Origin of the sequence: Streptomyces luteolifulvus (assembly GCF_008806595.1) — a bacterium.
GTDB classification, from domain to species: Bacteria; Actinomycetota; Actinomycetes; order Streptomycetales; family Streptomycetaceae; genus Streptomyces; species Streptomyces luteolifulvus.
The window spans coordinates 60,256-85,141 of sequence record NZ_VZRB01000024.1 but is presented as its reverse complement, the minus strand read 5'-3'; the positions used below and the strand labels follow the sequence as shown (position 1 = coordinate 85,141).

Genomic DNA, 24,886 nt, shown 5'->3' with positions numbered 1-24,886 from the left:
GTCTCCTTCTATTCGGTCGGACTACTCGGTCGGAACGGCCAGGACGTCGCCGGGCATCAGGAAGCGGTTCTCGATCCTTCGCGCGGCGATACGCCACCGGCTCGTTTGCTCGTCCGTTTCGCCGGTCCGGACGAAGCGGTCGTGCACGTCGGCGATCAGTACCGGCACGGTCGTCGGCACGGGAGGCGTCCCGTCCTGTGCGTAGAGCACCAGGGCGGAGACGGCCTCGACCTGGCCGTTCTCGTGCCGCAGGACGTGGAAGTTGGACATCAGGTGGCGCGAGACCCTAGGTCCCCGGGCGGTGCGGTCGCGGTAGACGCCGCTGATCTCTTCGGTGCCGCGGAAGGTGCGGCGTGAGAACGTCAGCTCGGCGTCGGGGGTGAAGAAGCCGGCGGCCTGAGAGCCGTCACCGTGGTCGATCTCGTACCACAGCGCCGTCACCAGCATCGACAGCTCGGTGTGGAGGAGGGTGGCGAGGGTCGGGCCGGCGATGGTGCCATCCTCGGGGGTCATCGCCGGGCTCCCAGCGTGGCGGCACGGGCGCTGTTCACGAGTGCGTGCGCACCTTGACGCAGGATCGTGGTGTCGGCCCCCAGGACGAGGAAGTCGTACCCGCGGCGCTGGAGCAACTCGGCGGCATCGCCCGAGGCCACGGTCCCCAACGGAGTGCAGTGGTCGGCGCAGCTCTGCTCGGCCTCTGTGATCAGATCTGCCATCTCGGGGCTGCCCTCCTGGAACTGTCCGGAGACCGCGAGGTCCATCGGTCCGATGAACACCGCATCGATGCCGGGGACCGCGCCGATCTCACCGATCGCCGAAAGGGCGGTGACGCTCTCGGCCTGGACTACCAGGCGGACGTCGTTGTTGCCGGAGCGCAGGTAATCGCTGAGGGGCGTGCGCCCCCACTGGCCCGCCCGTCCGGACGTGCTGGCCCCGCGCTCGCCGAGCGGCGGAAACCGCACGGCTCGCACGGCCTCGTGCGCCTGGGCGACGGAGTCGATCTGCGGGACGAACAGGCCGGCCGCACCCGCATCGAGCGGGACCTGCACGTCACGGGGCGCAGTGCCCGGGACCCGGACGAACGGCGCGATGCCGCAGCCGCGGGCCATGGCGATCATGGTCGCCATGGTGCGGATGTCGATCGCGCCGTGCTCGGCGTCGATCACGGCGAAGTCGAGCCCGGCGAGCGCGAGCAGCTCGACGCTCTCCGGCGCGGGAAGCTTGACCCAGGCACCGAGCCGGGGCAGCTCGTCGCCCGTCACGGCTGGACTCCGTGATAGTCGCCGGCGTTGAGCACCCACCCCTTCGTGAGGAAGTCCTCGCGTGGCGGGGCGAAGACGTCGATGAGCGTGTGCGGGCCCGCGCACACGGAACGGGTGGTGTGCACGACGGTCGGCGGGATCAGCGTCATCGAGGGACTGCTGACCTGGACGTGCTCGTCGTCGCGCCACTGGCTCATCCGTGCCGTCCATGGCACGCGAAAATGGTGCACGTAGTCCCCGGCGAGGGTCACCGACATCTGCTCGAAGTCCTCGTGGGAGTGCGGCGTGAGGCGTTCGGTGTCGCGCGGCCCCTCCTGGACCGGGAACCAGTTGACCATCAACGAGGCCGTGCGGAAGATCCGGCCGAAGCGCCCCTCCTGTGTGGGGATGTCGCGCAGGCGGTGAACCCGGATGTGATCGCTGCCGGTCTCGGTGGGCTCGGGCAGCGGCGCGGTGCGGGGGTCGGCTGCGGCCGTGTGGTTGACGGCCCACCGCATCTGCTCGTCGCAGCGCGCGGTGAACACCTGCACCACCGTCGTGGGCGCCGCCGCATACACCGTGCTGGTGCCCGCGGGGACGACGACGAGTGCGGGCGAGGCCACGGCCACCCGTGGCTGACCGGCCCGCTCCACACCGACCACGGCGTCGTCCTGGACGAGCAGCAGGTACTCGTCGGGGAGGTCGTGCTCGGTGAGGCGGTCACCTGCTGCCAGTTCGGTGATTGCGACGACGAAGTTGCGTCCGCACACCGACCAGGTCCGGCTGCCGCCGGCCGAGATCAGGTCCGGATCACGCGCCGCCACCTCGTCGACGACGGCGGCTCCTGTGACTGTGGCGATGGTCATCAGCCCTCTCCTTCGGCATCGCATGGACGTTGTGAGCTTGTTGCGGCCGAAACGGCGCGCGATCCGCGTCCCGGGCGCATCGATCGACGGGGGCCGGTCGTATGGGCGGGCACGGTGGAACCGGCAGTCGGCGGGAGTGCCTTACACCAGTGCGGAAACGGTGCCGCGGATCCCGAACAGCGACTTGCCGTAGATCTCGGCGGCCACGTCCGGGTTGAGGACGGCATGCCGGCTCCCCGCCTCGATGTCACGCCAAATGCGTTGCAGCGGGTTCGACTCGCCGAAGCTGGAGGCGCCCTGGGCCGAGCACACGATGTCGACCGCCTTCCGCGCGAGCACCGCCGCCCGGCCGGTGTCCATGCGCATCCGGGCGCGGGCGTCGTAGGCGGGGAAGAGGCCGGTCTGTGCGGCGTCGTCGATGTCGGCGGCGGCGCGGTGGGCATGTAGCTGTGCGGAGTCGGCGAGCGAGGCCGCGTGCGCGGCGGCGAGTTGGATGGTGGGGGCCTGAGCCTGAGAGCTGTAGCTCGTCAGGGTCAGGCCCCGCTGCGGGGCCTTGTCGAGCAGGATGTCGACGGCGGCCGCGGCCAGTCCGAGCTGGGGCCCGGTCAGGACCAGCGCGGTGACCGGCACGAACGGCGCCCGGTAAAGCGCCTCGTCGGTGAAGGGTGTGGCGTATCGGCCCTCGACGGCGTCGGGCACGGAGTGGAAGCGGTGCGCGGGCACGAACAGGTCGTTGCCGATCAGTGTGTTCGACGCGGTCCCACGCATGCCCGTCACGAACCAGGTGTCCTGCACGGTCAGTTCCGGCATCGGCACGAGCACGATGCCGACGGCATCCGCGGTGCCGTCCGCGTCCGGACGCTTGACCCCGAGGATCGCCCAGTCGGCGTGCGCACACCCGGAGGCGGGGGTCCAGCGTCCGCTCACCCGGTATCCGCCCTCCACCGGCTCCGCCGTACCCATGGGCGTGACGACGCCCGCGACCCGGGCGCCGGGGTGGTCGGCCCAGACGTCGTCCTGGGCTCGGGCGGGAAACAGCCCGACGAACCAGGCGTTGGCATTGAGCAGGGAGGTCAGCCAGCCGGTGGAGCCGCAGGCGTACCCAACCGTACGGCTGACCTCCAGCAGGGTGCGGAAATCGGTCTGCAGACCGCCGTAGCGGGCGGGCTGCATCAGCGAGAACAGTCCCACCTGGGCGAGGGCGTCGATGTTCTCGGCGGGCACCATGCGTGCGCGGTCGGTCCCCTCGGCGTTGCCGGAGACCAAAGGCCGCAGGGCGGTGGCGCGTTCGACGAGTTCGGCCCGCAGGGCGCGTGCCGAGTCGGTGGTGCGGGGGGCGTGCGTGGTGATGCTCATCGTCGTCACTTCCATGTCAAGGAGGGTGGGGTGGCGCTCAGCTTGCGACGGCGAGGCCAGAGTGGGTGCCGAAGGTCCGGCGGGCGTAGACCAGCGGCGGCGTGGGCGTCGACTCGGCCTCCTCGACGCTGACGACGAGGAGGATGTGGTCGCCGCCGTCCACGTGGCGTTCGACTCGTCCCGCGGTCCAGCCGGCGGACTCGGGCAGGCAGGGCAGACCGGTGCGGATGGTCCAGGTGACGTGGTCGAACTTGGAGCCCGGTCCCTGGTGCCGGCGAGCGAATTTCGAGGCCAGGTCCTGCTGGTGGGCGCCGAGGATGTTCACTCCCACCGGGGCTCCTGGCGGAAGATGGGGCAGCAGCCGGGAGGAGCGGTCCAGGGCGAAACTCACGAGCGGAGGGGCCAGGGAGAGCGAGGCGAAGCTCGACACGGTGCTGCCGTGCGGTCGACCGTCCGCGGCTGTCGCCGTCACCACTGTGACGGGTGCACAGACCCCGCTCATCAGCTCGACGAAGGTTTCCTGGTCGATCATCACGTGCCTCCCGGTGCGCTGGAATCGGTGTGCCGCACGCGTGGTCCGGTGCATCCCCGCGTCCGACATGACCAAGTCAACTCCGCATTTCAGGCGGCGGCTTGGTCTGCCAGCCGAGAGTTCCGCGCTCTCGTTGGTCTGCCGGACTGAGGTGTCGGTCCGTCCGTGATCCGCACGCCACTCACCGCTGGGGTGTGCGTGGCAGGAGGACCGCGTCGCCCAGTTCCTCGGCGAGAGCCAGCGCGGTATGGAGCGTGAACCGGCGGTCGTCGAGGTCGTGTCCCAGCACCTCCTGGGCCCGCTTCACGCGATACGTCACGGTCGCCCTGGCCACGTGCAGGCGACGGGCGACCTCCACGAGACTGCGCTCGGCACCCAGGTAGTAGAAGAGCGTAGTCCGCAGTGCCTCCATCACCGCGCCGGGTTCAGCAAGGTCGCCGAGCTCCCGGCGTACGAAGTCACCGGCCGCCTCGAGATCGGTGGCCATGAGCGCGACGGCGGCGACGTCGCCATAGGCGGTCGCGGTCCGAATATCCTGGCCCGCTTCGCGGCGCAGCCGCTCGACGCGCTCCGCGCGCTGGGCCTCGCGGTGCGAGCGGGCAAAGCCCGCGACACCGGCGCCCGGGGTCCCGAAGGCCGCCTGCAAGTGCCGCTCGGACAGCGCCTGTGCGATGGCCTCCGGTGAACTGTCCTCGCGTGTGCCGTCCGCAGGCACGACGCCCCAGGCCCACAGCCGCCCTGCGGCCACGGGCACGGTCAGCGTCGCGTTGGCTCCCCGGGCCCGGAGCACCTCGATCGCCGCCGCCTGCAGCGTGGAGCCTGCGTGAGGCGAATCCGACCACACCACCACCGCCTCATGCGTACGCCGCAGGTTGTAGCCAAGGGCACGGGATGCCTCGTCGGCGTCCACGCTCGCGGCATCGCTCAGCAGCGAACGTACGAGGTCGGCCCGCGCCGCTGCCGCGCTGGTGCTCCACGCCTCGTGCTCCGCCAGGTAGGTGCGGATCATGGCGTCGGAGAGGAAATCGACGTAGCTGAATAGCTCGCGGGAGACCGCCGTGACCTCATCGACCGCCACCTGCGGATCGACCAGTTCGGTGCAGGCCCTCAAGAACGCCTCGGTGGTGGCCGCGTGCCCGATCCGCACCCCCTGCAGCACACGCTCCAGGGGAATGGCCCGGTGGACGAATTCGCGGATGCCTTCCAGCGTCGCCTCACCGACGGGCGGCGCGGCGTCAGGGCTGTCCACCAGTGTGGACAGCGCCCGCACGGTGGTGGCTTCATTGCCCCGGCGCAGCATCTCGACCGCGGCCGGACTGCCGCCGAGAGGGGGCACCTCGGCGACGATCCGTTGCACAACCACAGAACTCAGCTCGATCGCCCAGCCCACCGGGCCCAGGCCGAGGCGCGTGACAGCGTCCTCGATCAGGCCGCGAGGCAAGGCCGCCCGGTCGAGGTCGACCTCGCCCTGCGGGCTCAGCCGCGCGAGCCAGGCCCGCCGCAGGCGCCTTTGGCCGGTATCAGTCGTCACACCGTCCTCCCTCGCGCATGGCGACGGGCTCCCCCGCCACATCGGCAGCCGCTGCACGTGCATCGGTGCGAAGGCCCCGATGCACGTGCCGGAAGCGGCTCGGTCAGGGGGCGAGCACGACCGTCTTGCCGGGCAGCCGTCCGGCGCCGGCATCCGCATGCACGGCGGCCAGCTCGGCCACCGAGCGGTGGGCGGCGACGTGGGTGCGGACCTTGCCAGCGTCGACCTTGCCGACCAGCTCGGCCAGCTGCGCGCCGTCGGGGCGGACGAACAGGTTCGCGCTGCGCACACCCCGGGCGAGGTCCTCGGGGATCTGGCCGGCCGTGCTCGCGGCGACTCCGCCGTCGGCGACGTAGGCCGTCAGCTGTGCGAGCTCGTCGGGGGAGACCCGCACATGGTTGACCACGACCTGGAACGGACCGCCCACGGGGGCCGGACCCTCAGCAAGGTCGAGCGGTCCGAGGACCTGGTGGGCGCCGTATCCGCGCAGGCGCTCGGCATGCTGCTCCGCGTCCACCGCGGTCACCTTGGCTCCCGCGTCGACGGCGAGCTGCACGACCAGGCTGCCCACCCCGCCCCCCGCTCCGTTGACCAGGACGGACTGGCCGGACTTCAGCTCGGCGAGCTCGAACGCCGTCTGCCAGGCCGCCAGGCCGGTCAGCGGCAGGGCCGCGGCGTCGACCAGGTCGATCGTGCGGGGCGCCGCGGCCAGGGACTCGGCCGGCACGGCCGCGTACTCGGCGGCGCCGCCGGCGGAGTCGAGGGGCAGCATCGCCACGACCTGGTCGCCCACCTGGAAGTCCGTCACGTTGGCGCCGAGTTCCTCAACCGTGCCTGCCAGGTCGATCCCCGGTACGTACGGGAGGGTGATCGGGATCATCTCGGCCAGGGCGCCGGCGCGGATGTGGTCGTCGACCGGGTTGAACGAGGTCGCGGCCACCCGCACCAGCACCTGACCGGCGCCGGGAACGGGACGGTCGATGTCCTCGTAGTGCAGCACCTCACTGCTGCCGAACTCGTGAAAACGCACTGCCTTCATGACACTTTCCTCCGTGATCAAATGGATGCCGTCGCCAGCGGATTGAGGCGATCAGGCGGGAACGAGAAGCACGCCAAGGTGCTCAGGTCAGCTGCACCGACCGCGTGGAATTGCCCATCACCATGCGGTCGATGGCGCTCACCGCGCTGGCCGGATCGTCGGCAGCACCGACGGTGACCAGCAACGGAACGAAGTGCTCTGCCGTCGGATGAGCGATGGCGGCGCCGGGTGCCTTGGCGCGGTAGTCGGCCAGGGAATCGGCGTCACCCCGGGCCAGCGCGTCAACAGCCCACTCGTCAAAGGCCGTTGTGGCCGCTGCGAGTTCGGGTTGCCGGAAGACGGCGAAGCTGTGCGTCATGAAGCCCGAGCCGAGCACGAGGATGCCTTCCTCGCGCAGAGACCGCAGGCGCGCCCCCAGCTCCAGCAGAGGTTCAGGCTCCAGACTGGGCATCGACAGCTGCACGACCGGGATGTCCGCTGCCGGATACATGGCCATCAGCGGGATGAACGCTCCGTGGTCGAGACCGCGGTCGGTGAACTCGTGCACCGGCGCCCGGCCCAGCAGGCCCGACAGACGCCGCGCCAGGTCAGTCGCGTCCGGGGTCGCGTAGGGCAGGGTCCTGTAGCGGGGATGGAAGCCGCTGAAGTCGTAGAAGAGCGGGGTGCCGGCAGCGGCACCGGATATCGCGACCGGCGCCTGTTCCCAGTGGGCCGAGACGACCAAGATCGCCCGGGGCTTGGGTATCGACTGCGCCCAGTGGAACAGGTCGCTGAGCCACTGTGGGTCGTCGAGCGTGAACGGGGCTCCGTGACTGACGAAGAGGCCAGGCAGGGGTCCGTCCGACGGATCCCACATCCGGTGCTGGCGCGCCTGCGGCAGCACCCGCGCCAACAGGTCGTCGTATGCCCCGGCCGGAGTGGGTGAGGGAAAGGGGCAAGCCGGGCCGTCTGTGGAGGCCAGGCTACGCATGGGGGTCACCGAAATCGACTCCTTCACTTGCCCAGGCAAGCTCTATGACTTGCTCAGGCAAGTGAAACGCTAACCCGCGAAGGCATGCCCAGGCAAGTAATACGGCTTGCCTGGGCAAGTATGATGGGGTTCATGAACACCCAGTCACCTTGGCTCGACGATGACCAGCAGGCCCTGTGGCAGGCGCTCCTCACCGTCGTCATCGCCCTGCCCGCAGCCCTCGACCGTCAGCTGCAACGCACGTCCAGCATCAGCAACTTCGAGTACGGGGTGCTGGCACGGCTGTCCATGGCCGACCAGCACACGATGCGCCTCAGCGACCTGGCCCGGGACTGCGACAGCACCCAGCCCCGCCTGTCCAAGGTGATGGACCGCTTTGAGGCCCGCGACTGGGTCGGCCGCCGACCCGATCCCGAAGACGGCCGGTACACCCTGGCCACTCTGACCGACACCGGCCGGCAGAAACTCGTCGAGACCGCACCCGAGCACGTCGCACAGGTCAAGCGGCTCGTCTTCGACCCGCTCACCGCCGCCCAACGCCGCCACCTCGGGGTCGCGCTCACTCGGATCGCCGCCACCGTGCGTCAGGAACTCGACTGCTGACGCCGTCGTCCGCCGGGGTCCGTGGCCGTGCCGCGCACGGAAGGCGCGGCTCCTCGCCGGGCCGCGGCTCCTCGCCGGTAAGCGTCCGGTGAGCCTCCTCCTGAGAATGCGGCCAGCGACTGCGTAAGGAAGTCGCTGGTGGGGTGGTGATCAGGGGGGCGAGGAGGTATTGGCGGCCGATCGCGGGCAGCAGTTCCAGCAGTCCGGCGGCCTCACTGCCGGGGCGGGGGGTGAAGATGAGCAGTGATCCTGGCGTGCGGTGGCGAGTACCTCGCAGTCGATGTCGACGATGCCCAGAGCGGGGTGGACGATGCGCTTGCGGTCGCCGCGGCGTACGGCGACGTCGTGGCGGTCCCGCAGGTCGGCGAATTCACTGCTGCCGGTCTTGAGAGCACGCACGAGTGCCTCGGCCTGCGGCTCGCGGGGGCGCAGCGCGACGGCGGCGCGCAGATCGGCGACCTGGACCAGGCTGTGGTGCTCGTGATCCTCCAACTACGCCACCCACAACACCGCCGAGATCAGGACGTGGCTCGGCAGGCGCTCCCGCTTCCACGTCCATTTCACCCCCACCGGCTCCTCTTGGATGAACCAGGTGGAGCGGTGGTTTTGGCCTGCTGACCGACAAGCTCATCCGCCGCGGCGCCCACACCTCCGTGAAGGCACTGGAGGACGACATCACTGCGTGGATCAACACCTGGAACGAGAACCCGCGGCCCTTCACCTGGACCAAGGCAGCCGACGAGATCCTCAACTCCCTCGCCGGCTACCTCACCAAGGTCGAAACCACCGGCCAGAAAAAAGAACCAAAGGGCTCGGGAGGAATTGCTTGTCCTAGCTGCTCTGACCGGTGCTGGAGCATGGGTCTGCAGGGTTGACCTCAGCCGGGATTTCTTGTTCTCGATGTACTCCTTCGCCAGCGTGAGCGGTGCGCCGCCGCATGAGGCGGCGATAGGGCCGGGGACCAGAAGTGATCGCCCCCTCCACCGGGTAGCGGGTGCGGGCGTGTTGGAGGCTCAGCTGCGCAGTTGAGGCGACGGCGGCGACCCGGTCGTACAGCCACGGCCTACAGTGAGTGAGCCGACCCGCGAGCCGGAAGCGGTCAGGCGAGCCCGGTGCCGCGTAGCAGCAGTAACGCCACGTCTACTACCGCCACGGCGACCGCGGCTGAGAAAGCCGCCTGCTCCCAGCGCCGCCCCAGCAACGTCCCCGCCACGGCGAGCACGCTGGACGCCACTAACGCGGCCGCAGCCCACCTGCCGGGCGGGCCGACCGGCCCCAGCGCGAGTACGGCGGACGCGGCTACCAGCGGCACTGGCAGCAGCAGTCGCGCGCGCTGCCTGCCCAGCCGGTGCGGCCATCCCCGTACGCCCGTCGCCAGATCCTCGCGGATATCCGGCAGAACATCGCCCAGATGCGCTCCGACCCCCAGCATCGCCCCAGTGGTGACCACCCACCAGGCAGGCCAGGGATGTTCCGGCAGACCCAGCGCAACGAAAGCCGGGAGCGCTGCAAAACCCACGGCATAAGGCGCCCAGGACCATGCTGTCGCCTTCAGCCACAGGTTGTAGCCCCACGCCGCGGCCACCCCGGCCAGGTGAACGACACCCGCGCACAGGCCACAGGCGAACGACAACGGCACGCACAGCGCCAGCGCGGCATACGCTGCCCACCACACCTGCCTCACACCGACCGCGCCGTCGACAACAGGCTTGCCCCTGCGGCCGGCGGCGGTGTCGCGGTGCGCATCGAACGCGTCGTTGCACCAGCCGACGGACAACTGCCCGGTCAGAACGGCGGCTCCGGTCAGAAGAGAACGCGCCGCGCTCTGGTCGGCGGTGACGGCCAAGGCAACCATCAAGGCGGTGACCGCCACCACAGGCCCGGGATGGCACGACCCCGCCAGTGCGTACATCCGGCCGGCCACACTCGCCACCCCGCCGTTGGCCGCCGGCTGCTCAACAGTGCCCACCCGGCCGATCGTAGGTGCCCCGGGCCCCTCTCGCCGCACCACGCCCGGGAGGAACGACCGGACGGGCGATCCATGGTGGTCGAGGCCCCGGTCTGGGGAAGAGGTGCATTGCAACCCCCCTCAGTCGGTAACCGGACGGAACCAGATGACGCGCATCGCCGCCATTCACGGGGCCCTCACACCGTACCGCCATGCCCAGTCCGAGATCACCGACATGGTGGCCCGTACCTGTCTGCCCGATGGAAGCGACCGCCGGGTCCTGGACCGGCTGCACCGCAGCGTGAGGGTCCGCTCGCGCCACATGACGCTGCCGCTCAGGCGGTACGAGGAACTGGATGGATTCGGCGCCGCCAACGACATCTTCATCGCCACGGCCACCGACCTGGGCACCAAGGCCGTCCGGGACGCGCTGCACCTTGCCGGGCTGTCCGCAGCCGAAGTGGACCTGCTGATCTTCACTTCCGTCACCGGCATCGCCACCCCCTCGATCGACGCACGGTTGGCAGGCCGCCTCGGGCTGCGGCCGGATGTCAAACGGCTGCCCCTGTTCGGCCTCGGCTGTGTCGGCGGCGCCACTGGTCTGGCCCGTATGCACGACTACCTGCTGGGCCGGCCCGGCAATGTGGCAGTGCTGCTGTCGGTCGAACTGTGCTCGCTCACCTTTCAGCGTAACGACGCCTCCATGGCCAATCTGGTCGCCACCGGACTGTTCGGCGACGGCGCCGCCGCGGTCGTCGCGTGCGGCGCCAACCGCCCGGGCGAGAAGGTCGGCCCGACGATCGTGGACACACGTAGCCGCCTGTATCCGGATACCGGGCGTGTTATGGGCTGGGACATCAAGGATTCCGGCTTCCAGGTGGTCCTTGACCCGACAATTCCCGATGTGGTGCGCCGTTACCTCGCCGATGACGTCGAATGGTTCCTCGGCGACCACGGTCTGAAGCCGAAGGACGTGACCGCCTGGGTGTGCCACCCGGGCGGCCCCAAGGTCCTGGAGGCCGTCATCGAGGCCCTCGACCTGCCAGAGAACGCACTTGATGTGACATGGCGTCATTTGGCGGAGGTGGGAAACCTGTCCTCGTCATCGGTGCTCCATGTGCTGCGCGACACGCTGGCCGAGAGCCGCCCGCCGCCGGGCACACCGGGTCTGCTGCTAGCGATGGGGCCCGGCTTCTGTTGCGAACTGGTCCTGTTGCGCTGGTAGACCGCCAAGCCGTCGTACGGCACAGAACAAGAGGAACACAGGACACATGATCTGGTACGGACTCCTGGTGGCCGCCGTCGCCGCCGAGCGGGGCGCTGAACTCATCGTCGCCCGTCGAAACGAGCGTTGGAGCACCGCCCGCGGCGCGATGGTGACCGGCCAGGGCCACTACCCAGCGATGGTCGCCCTCCATACCGGCCTGCTGATCGGCTCCCCCGCCGAGGTGTGGCTGGCCGACCGGCCCTTCGTACCCGCCCTGGCCTGGCCGATGCTGGCCGTGCTGGCGGCCTCCCAGGCACTGCGGTGGTGGTGCATCGCCGCCCTGGGATCCCGTTGGAACACCCGGGTCATCGTCGTACCCGGACTGCCGCCGGTGACAGGCGGCCCCTACCGCCGGCTGCGACATCCGAACTATGTGGCCGTCGTCGCCGAGGGCATGGCCCTACCACTGGTGCACACCGCCTGGATCACCGCGAGCGTGTTCACGGTACTCAACGCCGCTCTGCTCACCGTGCGCATCCGGTGCGAGAACCGCGCGCTGGCCGCCGCGACCACCCCGACCACGCCCACCCCGGCATGATCGACGTACTGGTGGCCGGCGGCGGGCCCGCCGGTCTGGCCGCCGCCATCCACGCCGCGCTCGCGGGCATGGAGGCCATCGTCGTCGAACCCCGGTCAGCCCCGGTGGACAAGGCCTGCGGAGAGGGAGTCATGCCGAGCGGTGTCGCCGCTCTGCGAGCACTGGGCATCGAGGTCCCCGGCCGCGAACTGCGCGGCATCCGCTACGTGGACGGCGCCGCCCGCGCCGAGGCGCCCTTCCGCGGCCATAGGGGATTGGGGACTCGCCGCACAACGCTGCACATGGCGCTGCACCAGCGCGCTCTCGCACTCGGCGTGCGGATGCTGCCCGGCAAGGTCGGCGCGGTGCGTCAGAGCGCGGACACCGTCACGGCCGCTGGCATTACGGCGCGCTGGCTGATTGCGGCCGACGGCCTGCACTCCCCCGTGCGCCGGGGCCTGGGACTGGACATGCCGGGCATCGCCCACGGTCGCTACGGACTGCGCCGCCATTACCGCGTCGAGCCGTGGACGGACTTCGTGGAGGTCCACTGGTCGGCGCACGGCGAGGCCTACGTGACGCCGGTCGGCGACGACCTGGTGGGCGTCGCGGTCCTCAGCCGCCGCCGTCGCGGGTACGACGAGCACCTCAACGCCTTCCCGGCCCTGACAGCGTCGCTTCGCGGCCCGGCCGCGACGGAGGTACGCGGCGCCGGACCGCTGCTGCAGCGAGTACAGCGCAGAATCGCCGGCCGCGTCTTCCTCGTCGGTGACGCGGCAGGTTACCTGGATGCCCTCACTGGTGAGGGCATCGCCCTCGCGCTGACGACGGCCCAGGCCGCCGTCCGCTGCCTGGCCGGGGGCCGACCGGGCGAGTACGAGCGTGCTTGGGCCCGGCTGACCCGGCGCCATCGGCTGCTGACCGGGGCCCTGCTGGCAGCGAGCCGCCATCCTCGAATTGCCCGCCTCGTCGTCCCGGCAGCGTCCCGGATGCCGCCGGTGTTCGCCGCCGCGGTCCACGCACTTCAGTAGCGCCGATTTCCCACCGCGTCGGAGCGCCCCGGTACTTCCTTCGTCGGTGGGGGTCTTCGGTATCACGGAGCGGTGCTCCCGGATGGGTTGACGGAATCCTGTGGTGACGGTGATGGACGATGGCGCGCTTTCGCGGCCTTCGGTGGGGTTAAGGGTCTTAACTGACCCCGTTTCGGTGCTGGTGCGGCGATTGTTCCGGCTTGACGTGGCCCCGGCTTCCGGTCTGCTCCGGCCCCAGCTTCGCCGGGACGGCTGTGCCGGGCGACTCGCTGTGGGAGAGAACGCCGGGCATGACGACTTGAAGAGCACCGGCCGGGCGGCAGCACTGGCGCAAGGTCGGGACCTGGGACAAGGTCTCCGACGGGGGCCGCCGGGTCTGCGCCGCCTGCGGAACGCCCGTCAGTGCGGCATCGACAACCGGCCCGCACTGCCAGATTGGCTCCTCGAAGCCGGCCTCAACCGCGACGCGACGGCGGTGCACGTCCAGTCGGCCCGGCCTTCGGTCAGGTCCGCTTGGCAGCAGCGCGCTTGGGCTTTTCGGGTGACGTGGACTTCCGGCTCCGAGTGGGTCTCGCGGCAGGCCTGGTTGCGCTCTGTTGGGAAGTCCCTGTCGTCCTTGCCGCGGCGGGGGCGGCTTTGGAGGACTGGCCCGTCGGCCACTTCAGCTCGATCTCCAGCTCGATCTCGCCGCCACCGACCTCCACCTCCACCTCAGTGCGGAGCTTGTCGGGGATCCAAAGACGCACCACTGCCGAGCCCAGGTCGAACTCGGCCTCCCCGCCTTTCCTGAGTGCTTCGGCCAGCGCCGCGAGCTGGTCGGCGGCCTCAAGGCGGGATAGCGAGCTCTTCTGCTCGAAGCTCAGATCCTTCACGGTTACCTCCGCCACTCGGCATGGAATGGACATAGCGGACAAGACTCATTGTGGTGCTCCGCTTCCGATCCGCATCCCGCAGGGTGGACCGGAGTCGCTCCCGGACTGAGGCCCGCCGGCGGGCCTGCTGTGATCGCCCCCGGCGCGCTCCGCCCAGGCAGGCGGGTTCGAGGTCGTTCGTCTGAGGAGGTCGAGGAAACGGCGCGGTAGGCACCCTGAGCCGTTACGCAGGTCACTGGTGGCGTATGACCGCCCGCTCGGTCCGCGACGACGGAGTGCCCGCGACCGCGCCCGCCAGCGAGGTCCCGGACTGGAGCGGCCACCCCGACCTGGCTGCGAGCAGTCAACTACTGTGGCGGATCCCACACTTCGCACCATACCTACTGGTCGGTACGCTGCGGCGAGCCGTAAACGACAGGAGGCGCGATGTCTGCGACCAACCGCCAAATCCGTCTGGCCACTCGCCCGGTGGGTGCACCCAAACCCGAGGGTGGGAAGGCATGACCTCCGCCTCCCCCATTCGAAAGCTCCTGGTCGCCAATCGTGGAGAGGTGGCCTGCCGTGTCTTCAGAGCAGGCCGGACCTTGGGGATTGCGACAGTGGGCGTGTGCTCGGCCGACGACCAGGCATCCCTGCACGTACGGCGCTGCGACGAGCTCCAAGCGCTGGCGGGCACGGGCCCCGCCGCCTACCTGGACATCGACGCGGTGGTGGAGGCTGCCGTCGTTTCAGGGGCGGACGCACTCCACCCGGGATACGGCTTCCTGTCCGAAAGCCCGGAGCTCGCCCGGGCCTGCCAGGACGCGGGTGTCCTGATGGTCGGCCCCGCTGCCGAGACCTTGGAGCTCTTCGGGGACAAGGCCCGCGCGCGCGGATTGGCCGCGGACACCGCCGTACCAGTGCTGCCGGGCACCCACCGCCCGACCGAAGCCTCCGAGATGCTGTCCTTCTGGGACCGCGAGGCCGACGAGCTGGGCCTCGACGCAGCCGTCGTCATCAAGGCCGTACACGGCGGCGGTGGCCGCGGTGTGCGCGTGGCGCGCACCCGGGCCGAGGTCGAGCGGGCGTTCACGGAATGCGCGGTCGAGGCCCGCCAGGCTTTCGGAAACGGTGACCTGTACATCGAGCGTTTTCTCCCCCGCGCCCATCACGTCGAAGTGCAACTGGTCGGCGACCGACACGGGCAAGTGGCCCATCTGTGGGACCGGGACTGCAGCATCCAGCGGCGCCACCAGAAGCTCATCGAGGCGGCCCCGAGCAGGGTCCTCGCCGGCGAGTCACGCTCGCGGATGCTGGAGACGGCCGTCCGCCTGGGCGCAGCGGCCCGCGTGGTCGGCATAGCCACCGTCGAGTTCCTCGCACAGCCGAACGGCAGCTTCTATTTCATCGAGACCAATCCCCGTCTGCAGGTGGAGCACACCGTCACCGAGGAGGTGCTCGGTGTCGACCTGGTCGCCCTCCAATTGCAGCTCGTCGCCGGCGCCTCCCTGGCGGACCTGCGGCTGGAGCAGCCCGACGTGCCAACTCCACGGGGTCACGCCGTCCAGGTCCGGATCAACGCGGAGGAGATGCGGTCCCGCGGCGAGGTCATCCCTTCCACGGGAACACTCACCGAGTTCGAGACGGCGACTGGCGCCGGTGTGCGTGTCGAGGCGGCAGGCTACCGCGGTCTCACACTCAATCCTCGCTACGACTCCCTGCTGGCAAAGGTGGTGACCCATGCCACCAAACCCGAGGCAGCCATAAGACTCGCCTCCCATGCCCTTGCCGAGAGCCGCATCGAAGGTGTCCGCACCAACGTGGGTCTCCAGAGAGCAGTCCTCGCGCACCCGGACTTCGCCGCCGGCGTCTGCGACACCTCATGGGTCGAGCGAAACGCCGCGGCGCTGTTGCAACGGGCCGCCCAGCTCGAAGCATCCCCTCAACCACCGGCCGATGCCCTTCCCGGCAAGAAGGAAAGCGACCTGTCCGGCAACCACGCCGTCCGCGCTCCCCTGGGCGGTTTGATCACCGCGGTCGACGTGACCCCGGGACAGGCTGTCGGGCGCGGCGACGCGCTGTTCACCATCGAGGCCATGAAGATGCAGTATCCGGTCCAGGCACCCGCAGCGGGTGTGGTCACCGCCGTCGCGGTCTCGCCCGACGAAACGGTGACCGAGGGCGACATCCTTGTCGGCCTGGACCTGACCGAGGACGTAACCAAGGAGGCGGATGACGACGGCACGTCCACCGACCTCGACCACCTTCGGCCCGATCTGGAGGCACTGCTGGAACTGCGGCACCGCCGATTCGACGAGGCCCGACCGGACGCCGTCGCCAAGCGGCGCCGGAACGGGCAACGCACTGCCCGCGAGAACATCGACGCCGTGACCGACGACGGCCTGCTCATCGAATACGGCGGTTTGGCGGTCGCCGCTCAGCGCAACCGACGTGAACTGGCCGACCTGGAGGTCAAATCCCCGGCAGACGGCATCATCACCGGCCTGGGACGCATCAACGGTGAATTCTTCGGCGCCGACCGCTCGACCTGCGCCGTCCTGGCCTACGACTACACCGTAATGGCCGGCACTCAGGGCTACTACAACCACCGCAAAACCGACCGCCTCCTGCAGATCGCTTATCAGCAACGGCATCCGGTGATCTTGTTCGCAGAAGGCGGAGGCGGTAGGCCCAATGACAGCGACGTGCCCGTCGTGGCAGGGCTTCATTTGACGACGTTCGTCGCCATGGGCCGGCTGAGCGGTACGGTCCCCACCGTCGGCATCGCAGCCGGCAGGTGCTTCGCCGGCAACGCCGCCCTTCTGGGCACCTGCGACATCGTCATCGCCACGAAAGATTCCACGATCGGCATGGGCGGGCCGGCGATGATCGAAGGTGGCGGCCTCGGCACCTTCACACCCGAGGAAGTCGGCCCCATCACCGTACAGAGCCGCAACGGCGTGGTGGACCTTCCCGTGGCGGACGAAGCCGAGGCAGCGGCGGTCGCGCGCCGGTACCTGAGTTACTTCCAGGGAAACCTGACGAGGTTCGAGGTGCCCGATCAACGAGCACTGCGCCACGTCGTTCCCGAGAACCGCAAGCACGTCTACGACGTGCGGAAGGTCCTGGCCGGGTTGTTCGACGTCGGCTCGGTCCTGGAACTGCGCGCGGGATTCGGCCCGGCAGCCGTCACCGCACTCGCTCGTCTGGACGGCAAGCCGGTCGGCGTCATCGCCAACCAGCCGTCGGCGGGTGGCGGCGCCATCAACACCCAGGCCGCGGACAAGATCGCCCGGTTCCTTCAACTCTGCGACGCCCACTCACTGCCCGTCGTGTCCCTGTGCGACACCCCGGGATTCATGGTCGGGCCGGAGTCCGAGAAACAAGCAGCCGTACGGCACTTCTCTCGTCTATTCGTCCTCGGCGGGAACATGACCGTGCCCATCCTCACGGTCGTCCTCCGCAAAGCGTACGGTCTGGGAGCCATGGCCATGGCGGCAGGCAGCTTCCACAACACCGCGATGACCGTAAGCTGGCCGACCGGCGAGTTCGGCGGCATGGGCATCGAGGGCGCAGTACGGCTCGGCGCACGAGACTTCCTCGCGGACATCAGCGACCCAGCAGAACGGCAACGCCAGTTCGACGGGCTCGTCGCCCTCGGCTACCAGCAGGGCAGCGCGGTCAACACCGCACGCCACCTGGAGATCGACGACGTGATCGACCCGGCCGAGACACGAGCAGTCATCGCCGCCGGTCTTTTCGCGAGGCCGGCACCGCCACGAGACCAGTGGACCCACAGCAAACGCCGACCCGGCATTGACACCTGTTGACTGTTCCCCTCCCTGGGGGAGGTGTCCGCGTACTCGCCTGAGTGCACCACCGAGTGCGAAGTTGTGCGCACCACTGCTCAGGCCACGTCGGTGTCCCGCTCGATGGCCTGGAGCCAGTTCTTGAGCCGGTAGCTGTTGCCGTTGATCGAGACGACCTCGCAGTGGTGCAGAAGGCGGTCGAGGATCGCGGTGGCCAGGACCTCGTCGCCGAAGACCTGGCCCCACTCATCTGGGGCTGAACGTCGATCAGGTCGAAGTGCTCAGCCCACGAGGCGTCCATGATCGGGAAGAATAGCGCCGCACCTGCGGGGGTGGCGTACGATCCCCGCCGCCCCCTGGCTGGAGCCTCGCCGCTCGCGCGCGGCCCGAGACCGAGGGCTGAGGGGGGCCGACATCCTGGCCCCTCCTTCGCCGTACTGCCGCCCCTGGTTCGGTGCCCCGGGGTTCCTGGAGAGCGGCGGGCGCAGGAATGCGTTCAGGGCCTGTCGCTGGTGAGCATGGCGGCCGCCAGGGTGCACGCCTCGTTCGCCGCAGCGGGCGTGCGTTCCCGCAGTGCGGTGACAATGGCCCCGTCCATCAGCAGCACGAACCGCCGCGCGAGTTCGTCGGGTGCCGCATGGCCGTTCTGGGCGAGCAGACCCGCGACGTACGTCGTGACACGCTCCTTGTGCTCCGCCGCGACCCGGTAGGCGCCGCTTTCGGTGTCGGCGGTCTCGGCCATGGTGTTGATGAAGGCGCAGCCGCGGAAGTCGGCTCGTGTGAACCGCTCGGCCAGCGCGTTGAACACATCCAGCGGTTCTCCGCCGAGCGCGTCCACCCTCTCCGCCAGCCAGGCGCGCCAGGCCTCGTCGCGTCGTTGGAGTACGGCCACGACGAGGTCGTCCTTGCTTGCGAAATGGCGGTAGAAGGAGGCGCGGCCGACTCCGGACTCGGCCAGGATGCGCTCCACTCCGACAGCTCGGATGCCTTCGGCGTAGAAGAGTTCCTCAGCGGTCTCGAGGAGGCGTTCGCGGGCTTTGGTGGCCATGACCGCAGCTTATCCCGAACTTGACAAAAAATGGAACCGATCAGTACCGTCCTGAAGACGGAACCGATCAGTACCATTTGGAGGTCGACCATGCCACGTATTCCGCAGCTCACCGAAGACCCCGCAGGACTACTCGACAAGACCCGCCAGCAGCTCGGCCGCGTGCCCAATCTCTATGCGGCGCTTGCCAACGGCCCGGCCGCGCTCGCCGGCTACCTGGCCATGCGTGACCACCTCACCCGCGGCGCATTGCGCGTCCGGCTCCGTGAACAGCTGGCGCTTCTGGTGGCGCAGGAAAACCACTGCACCTACTGCGTCAGCGCCCACACCCTGCGAGGACGCAAGCTCGGCATGACCGACGCCGAGCTGGTCCGCACCCGTGAGGCGTCCGACGACAACGACCCGCACGCTGACGCGGTGCTGCACCTGGCCCGCGAGATCATCCACACTTCAGGGCGGGTCGAGGACAGGGCGCTGGCCGCTGCCCGAGAGGCCGGGGTGACCCACGCCGAACTGGCCGAGATCGTCGCCCACATCGCGCTCAACACCCTCTCGAACCTCTTCAACCACCTGGCCCAGCCCGAGCTGGACTTCCCGGAGGTCGCCGCGTGAACGTGAACCCCAACTGGCGCACGGGCTCCATCGAGCTCATCGCCGGCTACACCCTCACCGACGCCGACGGCGGCCGTATCGACCGCGCCGACGACATCCACTTCGCGATCGAGGGAGGCTTCATCAACGTCCAGCTCCCCGATGTCCCGCACATCCAAATCGTCTCGGCCCCCGCCCTGCGTCTGCTGACCTGCACCGCAACAACCGTCGGGTAGCCCTCGCCGGGCTGATCCCAAGCAGTACCGGGCGGATGAACGGCCCATAGCGGCCGGCCTCGGCACCGCGGGCCCCCGCGTTTCCAGACCGTCGCCCTGTCGGGCTCCTCGGACGCCCCGCGGTGACCGGACCGGCGAAAGGGCCACCCGGCCGGAGCCGCCCCGGCTCACGCACGCCCGGGATGTCCCCGCGCCGAACCAACGGCGTCATCGCGGAAGCGGGCGGTGACCGCTAGTTCCGTACCCTGGCGGCATGCGCATGCGCCCCACCCTGAGCTGGACTCCCACCGAGGACCTGCCGCCGGGCACCACGGATCTGGAGCCGGTCACCGATGCGCTGAGCACCGGCGGGGTGCTGGTGCTCAGCGGGGCGGGCATCTCCACGGAGTCGGGTATCCCCGACTACCGGGGCGAGGGCGGGAGCCTTACCCGGCACACTCCGATGACCTACCAGGACTTCACCGCCAGCGCCCAGGCCCGACGCCGGTACTGGGCGCGCAGCCACCTCGGCTGGCGCACCTTCGGCCGCGCCCGCCCCAACGCCGGGCACCGGGCCGTGGCCGCGTTCGGGCGGCATGGCCTGCTCTCGGGTGTGGTCACCCAGAACGTCGACGGCCTGCACCAGGCCGCCGGCAGTGAGGCCGTGGTGGAACTCCACGGAAGCCTGGACCGGGTCGTCTGTCTTTCCTGCGGCACCTTCAGCTCGCGCCGCCAACTCGCTCGGCGGCTGGAAGAGGCCAATATGGGCTTCGAGCCGGTGGCCGCCGGAATCAACCCGGACGGTGACGCCGACCTCACCGACGACCAGGTAGAGGACTTCCGCGTGGTGTCCTGCACGGTCTGCGGCGGCACCCTCAAACCGGACGTGGTGTTCTTCGGCGAAGCCGTTCCGCCGCAGCGGGTCGAGCACTGCCGCAAGCTGGTCCGTGAGTCGGCCTCGTTGCTGGTCCTGGGCTCTTCACTGACGGTGATGTCGGGGCTCCGGTTCGTCCGCCAGGCGGCCCAGGCCGGGAAGCCGGTGCTGATCGTCAACCACGACCCGACTCGGGGCGACCGGCACGCCGTCACCCGGGTCGCGCTCCCTCTGGGAACGGCCCTCACCACCCTGGCCGACCGCCTGGGCATTCCCGCCGACGACGAGGCGGCAGCCCCGAGCGGGGCAGTGACAGCAGCGAGGAGCAGGTGCAGAAAGGAGTCGAAGCGTGTCCCCGCGCACGGGCAGGCAGTCGAAAATGGCGTCCCGGAAGTGTGACGCCACCGCGAACGCTTCCCGCCGGACATCGTGATGCAGCAGACTCATTCGCCCACGGCCTTCGTGCTGGTCAGTGCCTCTTTGGTCGGAACACAGGGGGCTCGTATCCCCGCCACGGTCGTGAGCCACCACGGGCGCGTGAAGAAGACCGGCTCCCTCACCCTCACCCTGGGCCCTGCTCACAGCGACGGTGAGGACGAGCTGGTTCGGATGCGCAGGCGGGCGCCCCTCTCTTGACGCGGGGCCCTGGCCGACCGGAATTCGCAAGCGATCCCTCTGGGATGCCTGACTGCGTGTGCGAGAGCCCGGGTGTCGGCAATCAGCGAACCACCTCAGCCATTGCCGACACCCTCAGACGATCAGCCTCTGGTCGTCGGTAGCTTGCTACGACGCGGTGGTGAACACCAGGACGGAGTCGGCGCCCACCGTCAGCGCGTGTCCGCTGGTGAAGTTCGCCGTCAGCGTGCCGACCTTCGTGGGGAAGCCGTTGGCGTCCGTGCTCGGGGTGGCCCCGTCCGTGTAGAGGTATTTGTTGAGGGTGATCGACCCGGTCGGCTCGCTCAGTCTCACCTTCTGCGTGTCGGACGTACGGTTGACGAGGACGAACGTCCAGCCGCCGCCAGGCAGTTGTGCCGCCAGCACACGCACGCCCGTCGGCTGGGCCGGCGCGTGGATGGTGGACCCGGTCGGCAGGTACCGCGTCAGCAGACTCCAGGTGTAGAACCACGGCCGTAGGGCCGTCGAGTGGGCCGACACCTCATTGGGGTCGTCGTTGCCCCTCCCCCACATCCCGCAGAACGTGGTCGAGGCATAGCCATCGAGGCACCAGGCTGCCGCGCCGTCGACGCCGCTGCGGGCCTCCTGCACGGCCAGATCCGCCATGCGCAGCGGCTGGGTCGTGTCGAGAGCGAAGCGGTAGTCCTTCCTGCCGTCCGGGTACTGGAGAGCCTTCATGCCCGTCTCCCCCAGCAACACCGGACTGTCCGGTGCTGCCGTGCGGATCTGGGACACCGCCCGGCTCATCACCGGCTCGACGTACTCCGGGGCTGCACCGTACAGCTCCTGGCTGTAGAAGTGGGCCTCGCTTGCTCCCAGCAGGCCGCTCTGCGCGGAGCGCAGCCACCAAGAGTTGTTGCCCTTCCAGGTGCCGGTGTCCAGGGCGGTCTGTGTCTGCGTCAGGTCGTCGAGCGGATCGTTCACAGACGTGCTGTTGTTGGAGAGGTGCATGGATCCGACCGTGTGCTCAAGGGCCGAGGAGGCCACCGACAGGCGCAGGTACTTGCTGCCTGTGATACCGGAGGCGGTGTAGGTGTAGCTCCACATGCCGCCTCCGTTCTTGCCGGTGACCAGAGCGACCGGCGTCGGTGGCGCGACGGCCAGGTTCTTCCAGGTCGTGCCGTCCGACGAGGTCTGGAAATTGATCGCGGTGTCGGTAGCGCTGTCCGCGTAGATCCGCGCGGTGAACGTGTTGAGTGAGGCGAGTTTCCAGACCAGGGCGGAGTTGCATCCGGCATTGCATGTGGGTGCCGTCTGGTGGCCGAGGTCGCCGTCGTAGGAGCTGATGCCGGCCTCGGCGGTGTCGGCCCCGGAGATGACCGTTCTGGTGGTGTCCACCCCGGCGGTGGCGAACGCCGACGCGAGGCCGGCCGTCGCGGTTTGCCAGTCGGCGTACGAGTACGACTTCGGGCCGGTGGCGACGTTGGGCTCGTTGACACCGACCCAGTACTTCGGCGCGGCGCCATCGGCCTGCAGATGCTTGACCAGCGTCGCCTGGATGGCGGCCGTGTTCGGCGAGGCATAGGTCAGGTTGTCGATGCCGAAGAGCCCGCTGACCACCGGTACGCCTTCGTCGACGTAGTGCTTGATCACCTTCTCGGCGTTCAGATAGGCGGCGCTGGTGAAGTCGTAGCTGCCGCCGGCGTCAGTGCCGCTCCAGAACCAGGGCAGGTTGAACATGACCCGGACGAAGCCCGGTTGCATGTAATCGGTGCGGGACACCATCCGATTCCAGTCGGCGGGGTTCCAGCTTGTGCCGTTCGGCGGCTGGGGGTTCTGGTTGTAGCCCAGGCCCATCCAGTGGCTGCTGACCACATCGTCGGCGGTGGCGGCGACGCTCGGGGCCGAGGCCGCGAGTCCAGGGCTGAGCACTGCCACGGTGGTTAACAGCGCCGCGCACAGCGCCCTGCCGATGGACCGGACAGGCCGGAAACGGAGGAGTGATCGGGAACGCATAGATTCCTTCCAACTTGGTATGTCGTGGGCGGGGACTAGCGGTCGCGACCTTTCCCTTCCAGCGCAGGGTCGGCGTGCTCGTGGTGCTCCGTAGTCCACAACTGACGGCCATCACATAGCTCGTAGCCTCCCCATATTGGCCCGCACGATCGGCCAGGGCATCCGTGAAACTACGGAGGCCCGACACGGGGTGGGGACTGGCTGACGACGTGCTCAGCGGCGAGTCGCCATTCACCACGCATCCGGGGTGCGAGGTCAGCGACTTCGAGCAAGAGGAGCTGGACGTGGCCGAGCAGCCGTTTCCCCAGCAGCTCGACGACCCCGCCCGTTCCCAGGGCGACCCCTTACGTCTTCCGGATCAGAGCAGCGTCCACGGCATCCGTGCTGGGCCCATCCCCTGTACACGGCGCTGCGGCCGTACAGACCACCGCCGTTGTGCTGCTCAACGGGCCACCTCGGCGGCGCACGACAGGAACGAGCGGGCATCTGGCGCGTTGTGCTCTTCTTCGACCATGGGGGGCAATTCTGGACCGGATCAGGTCGAGAAGGTACGGGGGCGATGGTTGCTGCTCCATGGTCGATGGCATGTCGCTCGGCCGCTTCTCCCGAGTGAAATGATCACGCTGTGGCTCGTGTGATCACGGCGTCGGTGCCGTCCTGGATGGAGCCGCACGAACTTGACGATGTGACAGCTTGCTCTGCTATTGGGGGTCTCCAAGTTCGGCCGCAGACCGGATCATCGACCACGTCGGCCCGGTGCTCGCGCTCCGGCAGCGGAAGCAGTTCCGCACGGACACCGTGCGCGTGATCCTTTCCCGCAACCCTGTCACGCTCGACGTTTGACCGCGGAAAGCGGCGCTGCGGGTGGGGAATTACGGCCTCCGTCGGCAGGCGTCAGTCGCCCAGGCGCGCAGACCTCATAGGGGATGCGGTGCTCAGCCAGGATCCGGGGCACGATCTGGTTGATGCGCATCAGGCTCGTGACGCGCTTGCGATTGATCTTCCGACCCCGCGAGCGGAGTTCCGCATGGATGCGCGGGGCGCCGTAGGCGCCGTGGTGTTCGGCATGGATCTCGCGGATCTCGGCGACCGCGGGCGGCCTGCTCGGCCTGGCGCGCAGCGCGGGGCCTGCGTGGAGGCCCGTGGTGCCGGTAGTAGCCGGAGCGGGAGACGCCGAGGACCTGGCATATCCGCTTCACGCCGAAGTCGGCACGGTGGTCGGAGATGAAGTCCCAGCGGCGGGGGGGGCTCCTTCACCTCCCGAGCGAAATCGGCGGCTGCCCGGCGCAAGATCTCCCGCTCCAGCTGCCACTCTTTCTCTGCCTTCAGCCGCTGGTTCTCGGCTCGCAGCCGGGCCAGCTCCTCGGCCGGACTCTGCACGCTGCTGTCTGACGGCTCGGGCGCGGACCGAACGGTGTCCTTGCGGACCCACGTGCGCAGCTTCTCCCCGGTGATCCCGAGATTCCCGGCCACCGCCGCGTACGTGCGCTTGCCGCCGGACGCGCGGTACAGCGCGACGGCATCCTTCCGGAACTCCTCCGGGTACGGAGACTGGCGTCCCACCTGGGCATCCCTCCCTGGACCATCAAGACCCATTGTCAGGTGTCCAAGGATCAGCCTCAGGGCCAAGCTCACCCCGCGCACCACCCAGTCCGGCGCCAAGCGCGGCGCCAGCCCCACCGGCCTTGGCAACCCCTGGCTCAAGGGCGCCCTCGGCGAAGCCGCCACCGCCGCCTCACGCACCGACACCTTGGGAAACGGTGATACAGCCACACTGCGTGACCGATCACCTGAGCCCGGGAACCGGTAGCCCGTGTACGACGGTGGCGCCCCAAGCTCCATGACCGACCCCTCCCGCCACGAACCACCTCAAGATCATCCCACGCCCCATCGATAAGCTGACAGCGCCGTTTCCACGAGGACTGAGGACCTGACAGGATTCCGCATCTTCTTCTGCGACCTGCAC

Annotated in this window: 21 protein-coding genes and 3 pseudogenes; 9 read left to right on the top strand and 15 right to left on the bottom strand. The window is 69.3% G+C overall.

Annotation, left to right across the window (positions count from 1 at the left end; genetic code table 11):
- Positions 1 to 21 precede the first annotated feature (21 nt).
- The 8 genes from F7R91_RS28970 to F7R91_RS28940 form a co-directional block, all read right to left on the bottom strand.
- Positions 22 to 513, bottom strand: a complete 492-nt coding sequence (locus F7R91_RS28970) for a nuclear transport factor 2 family protein (protein WP_150953231.1) — start codon at positions 511 to 513, stop codon at positions 22 to 24.
- Positions 510 to 1,262: an HpcH/HpaI aldolase family protein gene (locus F7R91_RS28965; RefSeq protein WP_191971674.1), complete on the bottom strand. Its 753-nt coding sequence runs from the start codon at positions 1,260 to 1,262 to the stop codon at positions 510 to 512. Before F7R91_RS28965 ends, F7R91_RS28970 begins: the two co-directional genes overlap by 4 nt.
- A complete protein-coding gene (locus F7R91_RS42190) occupies positions 1,259 to 2,107 on the bottom strand; it encodes a cupin domain-containing protein (protein WP_191971673.1) in 849 nt (282 codons plus the stop codon). Before F7R91_RS42190 ends, F7R91_RS28965 begins: the two co-directional genes overlap by 4 nt.
- A gap of 141 nt (positions 2,108 to 2,248) precedes the next feature.
- On the bottom strand, positions 2,249 to 3,478 hold the full coding sequence (locus tag F7R91_RS28960; RefSeq protein WP_225320831.1) for an acyl-CoA dehydrogenase family protein: 1,230 nt from the start codon (positions 3,476 to 3,478) through the stop codon (positions 2,249 to 2,251).
- A gap of 22 nt (positions 3,479 to 3,500) precedes the next feature.
- Positions 3,501 to 3,995 carry a flavin reductase family protein gene (locus F7R91_RS28955; RefSeq protein ID WP_150953225.1) on the bottom strand — a complete coding sequence of 165 codons (495 nt, stop codon included), beginning with the start codon at positions 3,993 to 3,995 and terminating at the stop codon, positions 3,501 to 3,503.
- A gap of 181 nt (positions 3,996 to 4,176) precedes the next feature.
- Positions 4,177 to 5,526, bottom strand: coding sequence for a PucR family transcriptional regulator (locus tag F7R91_RS28950; protein WP_225320830.1), 1,350 nt, complete (start codon positions 5,524 to 5,526; stop codon positions 4,177 to 4,179).
- Between the two features lie 103 nt (positions 5,527 to 5,629).
- Positions 5,630 to 6,565: an NADP-dependent oxidoreductase gene (locus F7R91_RS28945; protein WP_150953222.1), complete on the bottom strand. Its 936-nt coding sequence runs from the start codon at positions 6,563 to 6,565 to the stop codon at positions 5,630 to 5,632.
- Positions 6,566 to 6,647: 82 nt separating this feature from the next.
- Positions 6,648 to 7,397, bottom strand: coding sequence for a DODA-type extradiol aromatic ring-opening family dioxygenase (locus tag F7R91_RS28940; protein WP_408056070.1), 750 nt, complete (start codon positions 7,395 to 7,397; stop codon positions 6,648 to 6,650).
- A 270-nt stretch (positions 7,398 to 7,667) separates the two neighbouring features.
- Between F7R91_RS28940 and F7R91_RS28935 the strand changes: the two genes are divergently transcribed.
- Positions 7,668 to 8,138, top strand: coding sequence for a MarR family winged helix-turn-helix transcriptional regulator (locus F7R91_RS28935; protein WP_150953220.1), 471 nt, complete (start codon positions 7,668 to 7,670; stop codon positions 8,136 to 8,138).
- 150 nt (positions 8,139 to 8,288) lie between these two features.
- Here F7R91_RS28935 and F7R91_RS43015 read toward each other — a convergent pair whose 3' ends face one another.
- Positions 8,289 to 8,630, bottom strand: a complete 342-nt coding sequence (locus F7R91_RS43015) for an MmyB family transcriptional regulator (RefSeq protein WP_150953217.1) — start codon at positions 8,628 to 8,630, stop codon at positions 8,289 to 8,291.
- Here F7R91_RS43015 and F7R91_RS28925 point away from each other — a divergent pair.
- Positions 8,629 to 8,917, top strand: a pseudogene (locus F7R91_RS28925) (transposase); the annotation flags it as partial. The gene F7R91_RS43015 and the pseudogene F7R91_RS28925 sit on opposite strands and share 2 nt — an antisense overlap.
- Positions 8,918 to 9,237: 320 nt before the next feature.
- On the opposite strand, the gene F7R91_RS28920 reads toward F7R91_RS28925, so the two are convergent.
- On the bottom strand, positions 9,238 to 10,107 hold the full coding sequence (locus tag F7R91_RS28920; RefSeq protein ID WP_225320829.1) for a UbiA family prenyltransferase: 870 nt from the start codon (positions 10,105 to 10,107) through the stop codon (positions 9,238 to 9,240).
- Between the two features lie 145 nt (positions 10,108 to 10,252).
- Between F7R91_RS28920 and F7R91_RS28915 the strand changes: the two genes are divergently transcribed.
- From F7R91_RS28915 to F7R91_RS28905, 3 genes are read left to right on the top strand one after another with little or no spacing between them, the layout of a single operon-like run.
- Entirely contained in the window at positions 10,253 to 11,311 is a 1,059-nt protein-coding gene (locus F7R91_RS28915) for a type III polyketide synthase (protein WP_150953213.1), read from the top strand.
- A 46-nt stretch (positions 11,312 to 11,357) separates the two neighbouring features.
- Positions 11,358 to 11,891, top strand: a complete 534-nt coding sequence (locus tag F7R91_RS28910) for an isoprenylcysteine carboxyl methyltransferase family protein (protein ID WP_150953211.1) — start codon at positions 11,358 to 11,360, stop codon at positions 11,889 to 11,891.
- Positions 11,888 to 12,901 (top strand): NAD(P)/FAD-dependent oxidoreductase, encoded by a 1,014-nt coding sequence (locus F7R91_RS28905; protein ID WP_150953208.1) that lies wholly within the window; start codon positions 11,888 to 11,890, stop codon positions 12,899 to 12,901. The genes F7R91_RS28910 and F7R91_RS28905 overlap by 4 nt, the downstream gene beginning before the upstream one ends.
- 503 nt (positions 12,902 to 13,404) lie before the next feature.
- On the opposite strand, the gene F7R91_RS28900 is transcribed toward F7R91_RS28905, so the two are convergent.
- Positions 13,405 to 13,773 carry an amphi-Trp domain-containing protein gene (locus F7R91_RS28900; protein WP_150953205.1) on the bottom strand — a complete coding sequence of 123 codons (369 nt, stop codon included), beginning with the start codon at positions 13,771 to 13,773 and terminating at the stop codon, positions 13,405 to 13,407.
- A gap of 245 nt (positions 13,774 to 14,018) precedes the next feature.
- On the opposite strand from F7R91_RS28900, the gene F7R91_RS28895 reads away from it, so the two are divergent.
- Positions 14,019 to 17,582, top strand: coding sequence for an acetyl-CoA carboxylase family protein (locus F7R91_RS28895; protein ID WP_225320828.1), 3,564 nt, complete (start codon positions 14,019 to 14,021; stop codon positions 17,580 to 17,582).
- Between the two features lie 77 nt (positions 17,583 to 17,659).
- Here F7R91_RS28895 and F7R91_RS28890 read toward each other — a convergent pair.
- Both F7R91_RS28890 and F7R91_RS28885 read right to left on the bottom strand, forming a co-directional pair.
- A pseudogene (locus tag F7R91_RS28890) lies at positions 17,660 to 17,809 on the bottom strand (ATP-binding protein); the annotation flags it as partial.
- Between the two features lie 248 nt (positions 17,810 to 18,057).
- Complete coding sequence (locus F7R91_RS28885; protein ID WP_150953202.1) at positions 18,058 to 18,609, bottom strand: TetR/AcrR family transcriptional regulator; 552 nt, start codon at positions 18,607 to 18,609, stop codon at positions 18,058 to 18,060.
- A 90-nt stretch (positions 18,610 to 18,699) separates the two neighbouring features.
- Between F7R91_RS28885 and F7R91_RS28880 the strand changes: the two genes are divergently transcribed.
- The 3 genes from F7R91_RS28880 (at position 18,700) to F7R91_RS28870 (ending at position 20,688) form a co-directional block, all read left to right on the top strand.
- Positions 18,700 to 19,221, top strand: coding sequence for a carboxymuconolactone decarboxylase family protein (locus F7R91_RS28880; protein WP_150953200.1), 522 nt, complete (start codon positions 18,700 to 18,702; stop codon positions 19,219 to 19,221).
- Positions 19,218 to 19,436, top strand: a complete 219-nt coding sequence (locus F7R91_RS28875; RefSeq protein WP_150953197.1) for a hypothetical protein — start codon at positions 19,218 to 19,220, stop codon at positions 19,434 to 19,436. The genes F7R91_RS28880 and F7R91_RS28875 overlap by 4 nt, the downstream gene beginning before the upstream one ends.
- A 253-nt stretch (positions 19,437 to 19,689) precedes the next feature.
- Complete coding sequence (locus F7R91_RS28870; protein ID WP_225320827.1) at positions 19,690 to 20,688, top strand: NAD-dependent protein deacetylase; 999 nt, start codon at positions 19,690 to 19,692, stop codon at positions 20,686 to 20,688.
- 384 nt (positions 20,689 to 21,072) lie between these two features.
- Here the strand turns inward: F7R91_RS28870 and F7R91_RS28865 are convergent, their stop codons facing one another.
- Positions 21,073 to 22,836 (bottom strand): hypothetical protein, encoded by a 1,764-nt coding sequence (locus F7R91_RS28865; RefSeq protein ID WP_150953194.1) that lies wholly within the window; start codon positions 22,834 to 22,836, stop codon positions 21,073 to 21,075.
- A gap of 1,024 nt (positions 22,837 to 23,860) precedes the next feature.
- Positions 23,861 to 24,483: pseudogene (locus F7R91_RS28855) on the bottom strand (IS3 family transposase); the annotation flags it as partial.
- Positions 24,484 to 24,886 lie beyond the last annotated feature (403 nt).